Annotated in this window: 13 protein-coding genes; 10 read left to right on the forward strand and 3 right to left on the reverse strand. The window is 71.1% G+C overall.

The window, feature by feature from the left end; genetic code table 11:
• The first annotated feature begins 13 nt into the window (after positions 1 to 13).
• The 3 genes from AB0H93_RS11015 (at position 14) to AB0H93_RS11025 (ending at position 2,764) form a co-directional block, all read left to right on the forward strand.
• A complete protein-coding gene (locus AB0H93_RS11015) occupies positions 14 to 955 on the forward strand; it encodes an MBL fold metallo-hydrolase (protein WP_358570838.1) in 942 nt (313 codons plus the stop codon).
• A 44-nt stretch (positions 956 to 999) separates the two neighbouring features.
• Positions 1,000 to 1,431, forward strand: a complete 432-nt coding sequence (locus AB0H93_RS11020; protein WP_358570841.1) for a nuclear transport factor 2 family protein — start codon at positions 1,000 to 1,002, stop codon at positions 1,429 to 1,431.
• 352 nt (positions 1,432 to 1,783) lie between these two features.
• Complete coding sequence (locus AB0H93_RS11025; RefSeq protein WP_358570844.1) at positions 1,784 to 2,764, forward strand: nitroreductase/quinone reductase family protein; 981 nt, start codon at positions 1,784 to 1,786, stop codon at positions 2,762 to 2,764.
• A 53-nt stretch (positions 2,765 to 2,817) separates the two neighbouring features.
• Here the strand turns inward: AB0H93_RS11025 and AB0H93_RS11030 are convergent, their stop codons facing one another.
• Both AB0H93_RS11030 and AB0H93_RS11035 read right to left on the reverse strand, forming a co-directional pair.
• The gene (locus AB0H93_RS11030) at positions 2,818 to 4,038 is read right to left on the reverse strand and encodes a nucleotide disphospho-sugar-binding domain-containing protein (protein WP_358570847.1); all 1,221 of its coding nucleotides are present in this window, start codon (positions 4,036 to 4,038) and stop codon (positions 2,818 to 2,820) included.
• A 25-nt stretch (positions 4,039 to 4,063) separates the two neighbouring features.
• Entirely contained in the window at positions 4,064 to 5,206 is a 1,143-nt protein-coding gene (locus tag AB0H93_RS11035; protein WP_358570850.1) for a serine hydrolase domain-containing protein, read from the reverse strand.
• A 246-nt stretch (positions 5,207 to 5,452) separates the two neighbouring features.
• On the opposite strand from AB0H93_RS11035, the gene AB0H93_RS11040 reads away from it, so the two are divergent.
• The 5 genes from AB0H93_RS11040 to AB0H93_RS11060 are packed head-to-tail and all read left to right on the forward strand — an operon-like array spanning position 5,453 to position 10,259.
• Positions 5,453 to 6,811: an NDP-hexose 2,3-dehydratase family protein gene (locus tag AB0H93_RS11040; RefSeq protein ID WP_358570853.1), complete on the forward strand. Its 1,359-nt coding sequence runs from the start codon at positions 5,453 to 5,455 to the stop codon at positions 6,809 to 6,811.
• Positions 6,808 to 7,932 (forward strand): DegT/DnrJ/EryC1/StrS family aminotransferase, encoded by a 1,125-nt coding sequence (locus AB0H93_RS11045; RefSeq protein WP_358570856.1) that lies wholly within the window; start codon positions 6,808 to 6,810, stop codon positions 7,930 to 7,932. Before AB0H93_RS11040 ends, AB0H93_RS11045 begins: the two co-directional genes overlap by 4 nt.
• A gap of 14 nt (positions 7,933 to 7,946) precedes the next feature.
• Positions 7,947 to 8,684, forward strand: coding sequence for a class I SAM-dependent methyltransferase (locus tag AB0H93_RS11050; protein WP_358570859.1), 738 nt, complete (start codon positions 7,947 to 7,949; stop codon positions 8,682 to 8,684).
• Entirely contained in the window at positions 8,681 to 9,292 is a 612-nt protein-coding gene (locus AB0H93_RS11055) for a dTDP-4-dehydrorhamnose 3,5-epimerase family protein (protein WP_358570862.1), read from the forward strand. Before AB0H93_RS11050 ends, AB0H93_RS11055 begins: the two co-directional genes overlap by 4 nt.
• A complete protein-coding gene (locus AB0H93_RS11060; protein WP_358570864.1) occupies positions 9,285 to 10,259 on the forward strand; it encodes an NAD-dependent epimerase/dehydratase family protein in 975 nt (324 codons plus the stop codon). Before AB0H93_RS11055 ends, AB0H93_RS11060 begins: the two co-directional genes overlap by 8 nt.
• Before the next feature lie 51 nt (positions 10,260 to 10,310).
• Here the strand turns inward: AB0H93_RS11060 and AB0H93_RS11065 are convergent, their stop codons facing one another.
• On the reverse strand, positions 10,311 to 11,432 hold the full coding sequence (locus AB0H93_RS11065; protein ID WP_358570865.1) for a nucleotide disphospho-sugar-binding domain-containing protein: 1,122 nt from the start codon (positions 11,430 to 11,432) through the stop codon (positions 10,311 to 10,313).
• A 359-nt stretch (positions 11,433 to 11,791) separates the two neighbouring features.
• Here AB0H93_RS11065 and AB0H93_RS11070 point away from each other — a divergent pair, with 359 nt between their 5' ends.
• A complete protein-coding gene (locus tag AB0H93_RS11070; RefSeq protein WP_358570868.1) occupies positions 11,792 to 13,057 on the forward strand; it encodes a beta-ketoacyl-[acyl-carrier-protein] synthase family protein in 1,266 nt (421 codons plus the stop codon).
• Positions 13,054 to 14,259 carry a ketosynthase chain-length factor gene (locus tag AB0H93_RS11075; RefSeq protein WP_358570871.1) on the forward strand — a complete coding sequence of 402 codons (1,206 nt, stop codon included), beginning with the start codon at positions 13,054 to 13,056 and terminating at the stop codon, positions 14,257 to 14,259. Before AB0H93_RS11070 ends, AB0H93_RS11075 begins: the two co-directional genes overlap by 4 nt.
• The last annotated feature ends 6 nt before the right edge of the window (positions 14,260 to 14,265 follow it).

Below are 14,265 nucleotides of genomic sequence, written 5' to 3' on the forward strand. Positions count from 1 at the left end.
CTGGGAGTTTGCCTTGTCAGCTTCAGCGACAACGACGGCCCGGCCCGAGCTGGTGGAGGTGGCCGACGGCGTCTTCGCCTACGTCCAGCCGGCCGGCGGCTGGTGCGTGAACAACGCCGGCGTCCTCGTCTCCGGTGGTTCGGCCGCGCTGGTGGACACCGTGGCGACCGAGGCCCGCGCGCGCCGGCTGCGCGAACAGGTCCTCGCCGTCGCCGAACGGCCGCCGTTCGCGGTCATCAACACGCATTCGCACGGCGACCACACCTTCGGCAACTTCGTCTTCCCGGAGGCGGTGGTGTTCGCGCACCGGGAGACCCGCCGCGAGATGCACCTGGCGGGCCTGCACCTCACCGAGCTGTGGCCGGACGTGGCGTGGGGCGACATCGAGCTGGCCCTGCCGACCGCGACCTACCAGGACGGCCTGACGCTGCAGGTCGGCGAGCTCACCGCGGAGCTCGTGCACGTCGGCCTGGCGCACAGCACCAACGACACCGTGGTGTGGGTGCCGGAGCGGCGCGTGCTGTTCACCGGCGACATCGTGATGTCCGGCGTGACCCCGTTCTGCCCGCTGGGCTCGGTTTCCGGTTCGTTGCGGGCGATCGAGCGGCTGCGCGCCTTCGAGCCGGTCACCGTGGTGGCCGGGCACGGCCCGGTCGGCGGCCCGGAGGTGCTGGACGGCACCGAGAAGTACCTGCGGTGGGTCCAGGGAATGGCCCGCGACGGCGTGGCCGCCGGGTCGACGCCGGCCGAGGTCGCGCGCGAAGCGGACCTGGGGGAGTTCGCGGGGTTCCTGGAGCCGGAGCGGCTGATCCCCAACCTGCACCGGGCGTTCGCCGAGGAGCGGCTGGCGACCCACGGCGAGGCGCTGGACATGGCCGCGGCCATCAAGGAGATGGGCGTCGTCTTCCAGGAGATGGTCGACTACCACGGCGGACCGCTGGTCTGCCACGCCTGATTTCCCCTTCCTGGCAACGAAGAAGTCTTCTGGAGGAATCACCGATGACCAGCACGACCACTGTCACCGAGCTCTACGCAGCCGTCCAGCTGCACTACGCGCGCCAGGTCCAGCTGCTCGACAGCTGCCGATTCGAGGAGTACGCCGCGACGTTCACCGCCGACGGCGAGTTCCAGCACACGCCCGGGCAGCCCGCCGCCCACGGCCACGACGGGATCACGGCCGAACTGACGCGGTTCAACGAACGGTTCGACAACGACCCGGTGCAGCGCAGGCACTGGTTCAACATGATCGACGTGCGGCCGCGGGAGGACGGCTTATTGGACACGACCTTCTACGCGCTGGTGCTCACCACGCGGCCGGGCGTCAAGGAGCCGGTGGTCGGCCCCAGCTGCCTGGTGCGCGACGTGCTCGCGTTCGAAGACGGCGAGCTGCGCAACCGCTCCCGGCAGGTGCACCACGACCAGATGAGCTGATCCGCCGGCTCGCCGAAGAAGCCCCGGAAACCGTTGCGGCGGAACGGTTTCCGGGGGCTTCGTGCGGTCCGGGTGAGGGCGGTTTCCGGGGTGTCCCGCCTTGCGGGCGTGGTCGGCCCCTGCTAATCTTTCGGTGCGCCCCGGATGGGCCTACGCATGGAGGTAGCGGCTTCTAAGCCACCTTTTGAGTTGCGACACGATTCTGCGTGTCTCGCACCTGGTCTCGTCTTATTGCGGTAACTCGCCTGCGGTACGACGTTTCCCTCCAGCGTTCCTGGCCTGCGGGGCTCTTTTCGTGTCCGCTCCTGGTGGTGCTCTTCCTCCGATCAACCGATCCATTGGGAAGGACTGCATGACCGACGGACAGACCGACGACTACGCCGACTTCGACGCCAACGCGTTCAACCGGCAGGTCGTCGAGGAATTCAGGCAGCACAACGGCAAGCTCAGCGGCTGGATGGAGGGCTGGTCGCTGGTCGTGCTGACCACGATCGGCGCCAAGTCCGGCCGGCGCCGCGAGGGCCCGGTGGGCTACTTCGAGGTCGACGGGCAGCCGCTGGTCGTCGCGTCGGCGATGGGCGGCCCGAAGAACCCCGCCTGGTACCACAACATCGCGAAGAACCAGCAGGTGACGGTCGAGACCGGCACCGAGACCTACGAGGCGATCGCGACCATCACCACCGGCGCCGAGCGCGATGCGCTGTTCGCCGGGGTCGTCGCGCAGGACCCGGGCATGGGTGAGTACCAGGAGAAGACCACCCGCGTGCTGCCGGTGATCACCCTGCGCCGGATCGACGCCGAGCCGATCGCCGGGGTGGAGCCGGCGGCGGAGTCCACATCGGATTCCGGCGCCGACCGGGTGCGCGGCTTGGGCGATTTCCTGGTGGAGGGACACGATTGGCTCCGCAAGGAGCTCACCGAGCTCCGCGCCCAGGTGGACGAGATCATCGCCGGAGGTGCGGACGACGCCGCGCTGGAGCGGGCGAAGCCCGGGCTGGCGGAGCAGATGCGCGCGCACTGCCTGGAGTTCTGCGCGGCCGTGAAGGAGCACCACACGGGCGAGGACATGGGTGCCTTCCCGATGCTGGCCCAGCAGTACCCCGAACTCGCCCCGGAGCTGGAGAAGCTGGGCGAGGAGCACAAGGTGGTGGCGCGGCTGCAGGACGGGATCCGGCAGCTCGTGGAGGGCTACGTGCCGGGCGAGAGCGACCCGGTGCAGCTGCGGGAGCGGCTGGAAGTCCTGGCATCCGAACTCGAGGAGCACTTCGCCTACGAGGAGCGGACGGTCGTCGACGCCCTCAACAAGATGGGCCCGGCGCCGAACATCCCGTGAGCGCACGAGATCGCGGGTGGTTCCTGGCTGGAACCACCCGCGATCGTCGTTCGTCAGCCGGCGATCTCGGCGGCGATGCGGTCGATGATCGCGGCCGGGCTCGGCTGGGCGGCCATCTCGGCGCGCACCTCCGCCGCTTCCTGGCGGAAGGATTCCTCGGCGAGCAGTCGCTCGGCGAGCTCCCGGATGGCGTCTGCGTCCAGTGTGGATGGATCGGCGGCCAGGCCGACCTTGCGGTCCGCCACCCGCTGCGCGCACAGCTCGTTGTCCGCACCGCCGGGCACGATCAGCTGCGGCACGCCGTAGTGCAGCGCGGAGGCCGTGGTGCCCGATCCGCCGTGGTGCACGATCAGCGAGCAATCCCGCAGAATCCCGGAAAGCGGCACGAATCCCGCCGGGTGCACGTTCTCCGGCAGCGGCTCGAACTGCGACAGATCCGTTTCCGCGTCGGCGAGCACGATGTCGGCGTCCAGCTCGGCCAGCGCCTGGATCAGCGTGCCGAGCCCGCCACCGCCCGGCAGCAGCGGCGCGACCGTGCCCAGGGTCAGGCAGATCCGCGGCCGCTGCGGGCGGCGCATCGCCCAGGAGGGCAGCAGCGCGCCGCCGTTGAACGGGACGTACCGCATCGGCAGCCACGGCACGCCGTCGACGGCGTCCGGTTCCTCGCCGGCCAGGCCGCCGAGGCTGGGTGCGCGCGGATCGATGCGCGCCAGCAGGTGCGGTTGCCGGTCGCCCAGGCCCAGCTCGTCGCGCAAGGCCCGCACCACCGGGGCGTCGTCGGGCACGATCCCCATGCGCGCGTTGAGGTTCTTCGCGTCCCGGAACCCCTCGTCGCGCATCGACCAGGACACCCGGTTGCCAACCTCCAGCGAGGGGACGCCCAGCGCCGTCGCGGCCAGCTTGCCCGCCGCGTGGTCGGAGCAGAAGACGACCAGGTCGGCGTCGAACTCGCGGCCGGCGGCGATGGTGCCGCCCGTCATGGCCAGCGTGAACAGCTCGAACGGCCGCATCCCGCGGACCAGGTCCCAGTAGCCCGGCGGGACGGCGTCGTCATCGGCGCCGGTCTCGCCCGCCGCGCCGGCCACCAGGTCCTCCCCGACGTCCCGGGCGGGGAACACGTCGGTCACCGGCAGCCCCGACTCCGCGGCCACCTTGGTCATGTAGGCGGTGGTGGCCAGCAGGACCTCGTGGCCCGCCGCCCGCGCCGCCCACGCCAGCGGAACCAGCGGCAGCATCAGCCCGTAGCCGGGCGCCGCCGGGAACAGGATTCGCATGTCGTTTCCTTTCCGGGAGGATCGCTCAGCGGACCTTCTGGATGCTGCGGTAGGTGGCCTCGATGAGCCGGCGAATCCGCGCGTCCATGCTGCCCATCACCTCGGAACCGGCGTTCGGGATGTAGGCGAACGCGAGGTCGTTCGCCGGATCGGCGAACGCGAACACGCCGTTCGCGCCGCTGAAGCCGAACGCGGTGCCCAGACCCGCCGACGCCGGGAACACCGGGCTGTCGGCCACCTGCACGCCCAGGCCCCAGGTGCACGGCGAGAGCATGACGAGGCAGTCGCCGGTGGAGTGCACCTCGCGCATCTGCTCGGTGATCTGCGGGCTGGTCAGCCGGAAGCAGTCGACCTCCCCGATGAACGAGGCGAAGTACCTGGCCAGCGACTGCGCGCTGGCCAGTCCGCCGTAGGACGGTTCCTCCACCGTCGGGTCGGCGGGATCCTGCGACATGCTGGCCATCGTCGCGCGGTAGGTCAGCGTGGCCGCGTCGCGCAGCTCCTCGATCTCGCCCGGATCGGCGCCGGCCATCAGCTCCTCGGCCTTGCACTCGATCATGGTCGCCAGGTGCGCCGTGTCCGGGTTGGGCAGGCCGATGTAGCAGTCCAGCCCGAGCGGGTTGGCGATCTCCTTGGCGAAGAACTGCCCGACGGTCAGCCCGGTGCGGCGCCGGACCAGTTCGCTGATCAGGTGCCCGTAGGTGGTGGCGTGGTACCCGTGCGCGGTGTCAGGTTCCCACTCCGGCCGGGCGGACTCCAGCGCCGCCACGATCGGCTCGTGCGCCCGCAGCTTGTCGTTGGTGATCGGGTCGTGGTCCAGGCACACGACGCCGGAACGCTGGCTGAGCACCATGCGCAGCGTGATCCCGCCCTTGCCGTTGGCGGCGAACTCCGGCCAGTGCTCGGCGACCGGGGCGTCCAGGTCGAGCAGCCCGCGGTCGACCAGCAGCAGCGCCGCGCCCGTGACCAACGACTTCGTCGGCGAGGCGAGCACGCCCAAGGTGTCCGCCCGCCACGGATCGCCGCGGTCCGCATCGGCGTACCCGCCCCACAGGTCCACCACCGGACGACCGCGGTGGTACACGCACACCGCGGCGCCCACTTCCGCGCCGGTGGCGAAATTGGCCCGGAAGGCCAGGTTCACCTCGGCGAAGGGATGGGTGGCCACCCCTCCCCGCGGGAATTCGTTCACTGCGCGATACCCCCATGCCCGATCTTGCCCATGCTGCGATGATCCGGTTTCGACTCGGGACTCGCTCAAATCTGGGTACTGCCGCGCTCGCGACGAAAAGTTATGTGGCGCAAGAGGGTTAACCAACGGGCCGGTCGTCTGGCAGTCTCCTCGGCATGCGATTCTGCGGAAAACCCTTGTTTCGCGGAGGATACGCCGCGTCCCCGCGCGGGTGGTGGCCGAATGTTCGCTGACACGGCCGAATTCCACGCCTGGTTCCAGGACCGGTGCCGCGCGCAGGACTACCGGGCGACGAAGGTGCCGCTGGACGGGCTCGACGGCTGGCACACCGATCCGGACTCCGGGAACATCGTGCACCGCACCGGGAAGTTCTTCACCATCGAAGGGCTGGACGTGAGCCGGTCCGGCCGCGAGGTCGAGGCCTGGCGCCAGCCGATCATCGTGCAGGCGGAGCAGGGCGTGCTCGGCATCCTGGTCAAGGAGTTCGGCGGCGTCGCGCACTGCCTGCTGCAGATCAAGATGGAGCCGGGCAACATCAACGGCTTCCAGCTCTCGCCGACCGTGCAGGCCACGCGGAGCAACTTCACCGGCGTGCACGGCGGCAAGGCGGTGCCGTACCTGGAGTACTTCACCGCGCCGCGCCCCGGCCGGATCGTGTCCGACGTGCTGCAGTCGGAGCAGGCGTCCTGGTTCCTCGCCAAGCGCAACCGGAACATGATCGTGCAGGTCGAGGACGACGTCCCGGTGCTGGACGACTTCTGCTGGCTGAGCTTCGCGCAGATCGCCGAGCTGCTGCGGGTGCCGGACCTGATCAACATGGACACCCGCACCGTGCTCTCCGGCGCGGTGGTGCGGCGCGCCCGCGGCGCCGATCCGGCCGCCGGCACCTTCCACGGCGCGCTGACCCGTTCCTGGGACCGGGACGGCGCCTCGCTGCACGCCACGGTGGAGCTGCTCAGCTGGTTCACCGAGGCGAAGGGCCGCTGCACGCTCGCCCGGCAGCTCATCCCGCTGTCCAAAGTGGATGGCTGGTCGTGGCGGGACGGGACGATCTGCCACGACCGGGACCAGCACTTCGCGGTCGTCGGCGTGGACGTGCGCGCCAGCAACCGCGAGGTGACCGGCTGGCAGCAGCCGATGTTCGAGCCGCGCAGCCGCGGCGTGATCGCCTTCCTCACCAGGCGCATCGGCGGCGTGCTGCACCTGCTGGTGCAGGCGCGGACCGAGACCGGCGCGTTCGACGGCGTCGAAATGGCCCCGACGGTGCAGTGCCAGCCGGAGAACTACCGGTTCGTGCCCGCCGACCGCAAGCCGCTGTTCCTCGACGAGGTCCTCGGCGCGCGACCCGAGCAGATCCGCTGGGACAGCATCCACTCCGAGGAGGGCGGGCGCTTCTACCACGCGCAGAACCGCTACCTGCTCGTGGAGGTCGACGACGACTTCCCGCTGGAGGTGCCGGCGAACTACACGTGGATCACGCTGCGCCAGCTCACCGAGTTCGTGCGCTACGGCAACCACCTCAACGTGGAGGCCCGGAGCCTGCTGACGTTTTTCCGCTTCTACCAGGAGGACGACCGATGACCACCTATGTCTGGGACTACCTGCCCGAGTACGAGGCGGAACGAGCCGACATCCTGGACGCGGTGCAGAAGGTGTTCGCCAGCGGTCGCCTCGTGCTCGGCGAAAGCGTTCGCGGCTTCGAGGCCGAGTACGCCGCCTACCACGGCGTAGAGCACTGCGTCGGCGTCGACAACGGCACCAACGCGGTGAAGCTCGCGCTGGAGGCGGTGGGCGTCGGCCGCGGCGACGAGGTGATCACGGTCTCCAACACCGCCGCGCCCACGGTCGTGGCCATCGACGAGGTCGGCGCGACACCGGTGTTCGTCGACGTGCGCGCCGAGGACTACCTGATGGACACCGCCCTGGTCGAGGCGGCCATCACCCCGCGCACCAAGGCGATCCTGCCGGTGCACCTGTACGGGCAGTGCGTGGACATGGCGCCGCTGCGGCGCCTCGCCGACGAGCACGGCCTGAAGATCGTGGAGGACTGCGCGCAGGCGCACGGCGCGCGGCACAACGGCGAGCTCGCGGGCACGATGAGCGACGCCGCGGCCTTCTCCTTCTACCCGACCAAGGTGCTGGGCGCCTACGGCGACGGCGGCGCGGTCATCACCGCCAATGCCGAGGTCGACCGCGCGCTGCGCAGGCTGCGCTACTACGGCATGGAACAGACCTACTACGTCGTGGCCACACCCGGGCACAACAGCCGGCTCGACGAGGTGCAGGCCGAGATCCTCCGCCGCAAGCTGACCCGCCTGGACGACTACGTCGAGGGGCGCCGCCGGATCGCCCGCCGCTACGCCGAGGAGCTCGGCGACCTCTGCGGGCCCGACGGCCTGCAGCTGCCTTCGGTGACGGAGGGCAACGAGCACGTCTACTACGTCTACGTGGTCCGCCACCCGCGGCGCGACGAGATCATCCAGCGGCTCAAGGACCGGCACGACATCTCGCTGAACATCAGCTACCCGTGGCCGGTGCACACCATGACCGGATTCGTGCACCTCGGCGTCGCCAAGGGCTCGCTGCCCGTCACCGAGGCGCTCGCCGAGCAGATCTTCTCGCTGCCGATGTACCCGGCCATGCCGGAAGGCTTGCAGGACAAGGTGATCAGCGCGCTGCGCGAAGTGCTGCGCGAACTGTGAGGAAAGGGCCCGAGATGGCAACCGACACCGGAATCTACCAGCGCGCCGACATCTACCACGACTTCTACCACGGTCGCGGCAAGGACTACCGGGCCGAGGCCGCGCTGGTGCGCGACCTGGTGCGGGAGCGCGCCCCGGGCGCGGCGTCGCTGCTGGACGTCGCCTGCGGCACCGGCGCGCACCTGCGGGAGCTCGCCGGCTCGTTCGGCGAGGTGGTCGGCGTCGACCTCGCCCCGGAGATGCTCGCCGTGGCCGAGCGGCACAACCCGGAGCTCCAGCTGCACCAGGGCGACATGCGGGACTTCCGGCTCGACCGCCGGTTCGACGCGGTGACCTGCATGTTCAGCTCCGCCGGCTACCTGCCCACCGCCGCCGACCTGGACCGCGCGGTGCAGAACCTGGCCGATCACCTGGCGCCCGGCGGCGTGCTGCTGCTGGAACCCTGGTGGTTCCCGGAGAACTTCCTCCCCGGCTGGGTCGGCGCGGACGTGGTCACAGTGGACGGACGCACCATCGCCCGGGTCTCTCACACGGTGCGCCAGGGCGGCTCGAGCCGAATGGAGGTGCACTACACCGTCGCCGCACCGGACACCGGCATCGAGCACTTCACCGACACGCACGTGATGAGCCTGTTCGACCGGGCGACCTACGAAACCGCGTTCCGCCGGGCCGGGCTGACGCCCGAGTACGTCAAGCACGACCTCGTCGCCCCCGGCATCTTCGCGGGCACCGCGGAAGGCGGCCGGGCATGAAGGTGCGCGAGCTCGGCATCAGCGGCGCGTACGAGTTCACCCCGCAGGTCTTCGGCGACGACCGGGGCGCGTTCTCCTCGCCGTTCCAGGAGCAGGCGTTCGGGGAGGCGCTGGGCCGGCCGCTGTTCCCGGTCGCGCAGGCCAGCAGCAGCCGCTCCCGGCGCGGCGTGGTGCGCGGAGTGCACTTCACCGCACTGCCCGGGTCGATGGCCAAGTACGTGTACTGCGCCGGTGGGCGGGCGCTGGACTTCGTCGTCGACGTCCGGGTCGGCTCGCCCACCTTCGGGCGCGCGGAGGCCGTGGAGCTGTCCGCGACCGAGTTCACCGCGCTGTACCTGCCGATCGGGGTGGGGCACCTGTTCGTCGCGCTGGAGGACGACACGGTGATGGTGTACCTGCTGTCGGCGGGGTACGTCGCGGAGAAGGAACGCGCCGTGCACCCGCTGGACCCGCAACTGGGGCTGGCCATCCCGGACGGCCTCGACCTGGTGATGTCCGAACGGGACCGCAACGCGCCCACGCTGGCCGCCGCGGCGGCCGACGGGCTGCTCCCGGACTACGCCGCCTGCCGGGCGGCCGAGCTCGCGATGGAGAACACCGATGCCTGAACCCGACAAGCCGCTCGTCGTCGTGCTGGGCGCGTCGGGCTTCCTCGGCTCGGCCGTGACGGCGGCGTTGGCCGAGCGGCCGGTGCGGCTGCGGGCTGTGGCCCGCCGCGAGGTCGCCGCGCCGGCCGGTTGCACGGCGGATTTCGAGTCCTGCCAAGCGGATCTGACCGAACCGGGAGTGCTCGCCGAGGTGGTCGAGGGCGCCGCTGCGGTGTTCCCCTTCGCCGCGCAGATCCGCGGGGCATCGGGCTGGCGGATCGCCGAGGACGACGTGGTGGCCGAACGCACCAACGTCGGCGTGATCCGGGAACTCGCCGAAGTCCTGCACGGCGATCCCGCGCCGGTCGTGGTCTTCCCGGGCAGCAACACCCAGGTCGGCAAGCACGTCGAAGGCCGCCTGGACGGCACCGAGGAGGACCGTCCCGAAGGGACGTACGACCGGCAGAAGCTCACCGCGGAGCGGATCCTCAAGGAGGCCACGGCGGCGGGGCGGCTGCGCGGCATCAGCCTGCGGCTGCCCCCGGTGTTCGGGCCGCCCGCGGCGACCGCGGACGACCGGGGAGTGGTGTCCACCATGATCCGCCGGGCGCTGGCCGGTGAGCCGCTGACGATGTGGCACGACGGAACCATCCGGCGCGACCTGCTGAACGTCGCCGACGCGGCCCGCGCCTTCGCCGCCGCCATGGACCACGCCGACGCGCTGGCCGGAGGGCACTACCTGATCGGCACGGGCAAATCCGAACCGCTCGGCGACGTCTTCCGGCTGATCGCCGGGGCCGTCGCCAGGCACACGGGCACCGATCCGGTGCCGGTGGTCTCGGTGCCCCCGCCGTCGCACGCGGACGGCACCGACTTCCGCAGCGTCGACGTCGACCCGTCGGCGTTCGCGGCGGCGACCGGATGGCAGTGCCAGACCCCGCTGGCGGCCGCGATCGAGCGGACCGCGGCCGCACTGGCGGCAGGCTGAGCCTCGGAGTGGGTTGATTCCTCGCGAAATCGCCGCCGCCACGTAGTGCTTTCAGAGCTTTTCCAGTACCGCGACCACTTCGGCCGGGGGCGGTTGCGCGGCGATCTCGTCGCGCACCGACCCCGCCCGTTCCCGGAAGGACGGCGTGGCCAGGATCTCCGCCGCCGCGGCGCCGAGCCGCTCCGGGGCCTGGTCGTCGCCCAGCAACGTGATCGCGGCCCCGCGATCCGACATGCGGGCGCACGGCGGAACCATCTTGGGGATGTTCGGGATCAGCAGCTGCGGAACCCCGGCGTGCAGCGCGTTGAGCGAGGTCTGCCCGCCGCCGTGGTGCAGGATCAGATCGCACGTGCTGAGCAGGGTGTCCAGCGGGAACCACCCGACCCGCACGTGCTCGCCGGCGCGCAGCTCGTCGGCGACCGCCTCCGGCGCGGCGATGGCGATCTCGACGTCGAGCGCGCCGAGGCTCCCGACGAGCTCGCGCAGGAACTTCAGGTCGGCATCGTGGGCAACACGGCTGCCCGCGGTCACGCACACGCGCGGCCGGTCGCCGCGGCGGTACATCCACGGCTGCAGCGCGCGCTGCTGGTTGTACGGCACGAAGCGCATGTCCTGGCGCTCACCAAGCCCGGGCGCGCGCAGGCTGGGCGGGCAGATGTCCACCCACAGGTCGGCTTCCGGCAACTCGGTCAGCCCCAGCCCGGACAGCTCCGCGGCGAGTTCCGCGGCCGCCCCGGCATCGATCCCCGGCGGCTCGCCGAGATCCCACGTGTGCCGCACGAACGGCACTCCGAGCTGTGCGGCGAGCAGTCCCGCCGCGTAGCAGAGCGAGCCGCCGACGATCAGGTCCGGGCGCCAGTCCGCGACGAGTTCGCGGAGCGCGGGCAGGCTCGCGGCCGCCAACCGGCCGAAACCGCGCCCGTTGAAGAAGAGCCGCTCGTCCGGGTCCTCGGGCAACGGGAGCTTGCCGCCGTCGCGGTCGGTGAACATGAACTCCAGCATCTTCCGGTCGGTGACCGGAACCGCTGGCAGGCCCGCCGCCGCGACGAACGAGGTCATGTCCTCGGGCGAGGCCACGATGACCGTGTGACCGGCCAACCGGGCCGCGGTTGCCAACGGGGACAAGGCGAATACCGTCGCGGGGCTGCCGCCGGTGAGGAAGAGGAGCTTCACCGCGCCGAGAGTGGTTACCACGCCTAGAGAAACGCTGGATCGACTGTGGAGAGCAAGAGCGGTGTTCCAAACTCGTTTTGCGTGGCGGTGCGGGTGGCGGAACCTCAGACGCCGCCTGGACTGTGGGAGCCCCGACCTACGTATGACCCGCGGCATCGGGGCTGTCCTCGCCAGGCGACGTTCTGAGAACCCGCGGCGGTGCGAGTTGCGAGGGTGGGCTAAGCGGCTGCGCCGCTTCAAGAACCACGATCCCCCACAGCAGCTCGAACCGCCTCATTAGCCGGTGTTGAGCGCTCCTCGAGCGCGCGTTGGCAACGTGGGCCGCGAAGGCGCTGCGTCAAGGGAGGAACGGATATCCGATGTCCCGTCGTGTGGTGATAACCGGGATGGGGGTGCGCGCGCCCGGTGGCGCGGGCACCGAGGGGTTCTGGGGCCTGCTGACCTCGGGGCGCACCGCGACCCGCCGCATCAGCTTCTTCGACCCCGCGCCGTTCCGCTCGCAGATCGCAGGCGAATGCGACTTCGACGCCGAAGCCGAGGGCTTGAGCGCGCAGCAGATCCGGCGGATGGACCGGGCCACGCAGCTCGCCGCGGTGTGCGCGCGGGACGCGATCTCGGACAGCGGGCTGGACGTGCCCGGGCTCGACCCGCACCGGGTGGGCGTGAGCCTCGGCAGCGCGATCGCCGCCTCCACCAGCCTGGAGAACGAGTACCGCGTGCTCTCCGACTCCGGCCGCGACTGGGAGGTGGACCACCGGTACCTGTCGCCGCACATGTTCGACTACCTGACGCCGGGCGTGATGCCCGCGGAGATCGCGTGGACGGTCGGCGCCGAGGGGCCGGTGACGATGGTGTCCAACGGCTGCACCTCCGGCCTGGACGCGGTCGGCAACGCCGTCCAGCTCATCCGCGAGGGCACCGTCGACGTCATGGTCACCGGGGCCACCGACGCCCCGGTCACGCCGATCGTGGTGGCCTGCTTCGACGCGATCAAGGCGACCTCGCCGCGCAACGACGACCCGGAGCACGCCTCGCGCCCGTTCGACCTGACCCGCAACGGTTTCGTGCTCGCCGAAGGCGCCGCGATGTTCGTGCTGGAGAGCTACGAGCGGGCGCGCGCCCGGGGCGCCCACATCTACGCCGAGGTAAGCGGATATGCCAACCGCGCCAACGCCTACCACATGACCGGGCTGAAGAAGGACGGCCGAGAGATGGCCGACGCGATCCGCGACGCGCTCGACCAGTCGCGGCTGAACCCCGACGCCGTGGACTACGTCAACGCGCACGGTTCGGGCACCAAGCAGAACGACTGGCACGAGACGGCGGCCTTCAAGGACTCGCTGGGCGAGCACGCCTACCGGACGGCGGTCAGCTCGATCAAGTCGATGGTCGGGCACTCGCTGGGCGCGATCGGTTCGATCGAGATCGCGGCGTGTGCGCTGGCGATCGAGCGCGGTGTGGTGCCGCCGACGGCGAACCTGCACGAGAAGGACCCGGAGTGCGACCTCGACTACGTGCCGCTGACCGCCCGCGAGCAGCGGGTGGACGCGGTGCTGAGCGTCGGCAGCGGGTTCGGCGGATTCCAGAGCGCGATGGTGCTCAAGCGGCCGGGAGGAGCGCGATGACCGCGGCGGTGGTGACGGGTCTCGGGGTGGTGGCGCCCAACGGGCTCGGCGTCGAGGAGTTCTGGAAGGCCACGGTGGACGGGGTCAGCGGGATCGCTGAGATCACCCGCTTCGACGCCGCCCGGTACCCGGCGCGGCTGGCCGGCCAGGTGGAGGACTTCACGGCCAAGGAGCACCTGCCCGCCCGGCTGCTGCCGCAGACCGACATCTCCACGCAGATGGCGCTGGCCGCCGCGGACTGGGCGCTGACCGACGCCGCCGCCGACCCGGCCGCGCTGACCGACTTCGACATGGGCGTGGTGACCTCGAACGCACTGGGCGGATTCGAGTTCACCCACAAGGAATTCCGCAAGCTGTGGGCCCAGGGGCCGCAGTACGTGAGCGTCTACGAATCGTTCGCCTGGTTCTACGCGGTGAACACCGGCCAGATCTCCATCCGGCACGGCATGCGCGGCCCCAGCAAGGCGCTGGTGGCCGAGCAGGCCGGCGGACTGGACGCGATCGGCCACGCCCGCCGCACCATCCGCGGCGGCACCCGGCTGGTGGTGACCGGGGGAGTGGACTCGGCCTTCGACCCGTGGGGCTGGGTGTCCCACCTGTCCAGCGGCCGGGTGAGCCCGACCGCCTACCGGCCCTTCGCCGCGGACGCGACCGGCTACCTGCCTGGCGAGGGCGGGGCGATCCTGGTCCTGGAGGACGCCGACGCGGCGCGGGAGCGGGGAGCGGCCGGGGCGTACGGCGAGATCGCCGGGTACGCGTCCACCTTCGACCCGCCGCCCGGATCGCCGCGCCCGCCGGGGCTGCGCCGCGCCGCCGAGCTGGCCCTGGCCGACGCCGGGCTCGAACCCGGGGAGATCGACGTGGTCTTCGCCGACGCGGTCGGCGTGCCCGAACTGGACCGGCAGGAAGCCGAGGCGATCGCCGGCGTGTTCGGGCCGGGCGGAGTGGCGGTGACCGCGCCGAAGGTGCTGACCGGGCGGCTGTTCGCCGGCGGCGGGCCGCTGGACGTGGTCGCGGCGCTGCTGTCCGTGCGGGACGGGGTCATCCCGGCCACGGCGGGTGTCGACGGGGTTCCGGCGGACTGCGAGATCGACCTGGTCTGCGGGCGACCGCGCTACCAGCCGGTGACCAACGCGCTCGTGCTGGCCAGGGGTAAATGGGGTTACAACGCGGCGATCGTCGTTCGCGCCGCGGCGCACTGAGAGGGA

This window comes from Saccharopolyspora sp. NPDC050642, from assembly GCF_040654735.1.
Lineage (GTDB): Bacteria > Actinomycetota > Actinomycetes > Mycobacteriales > Pseudonocardiaceae > Saccharopolyspora > Saccharopolyspora elongata.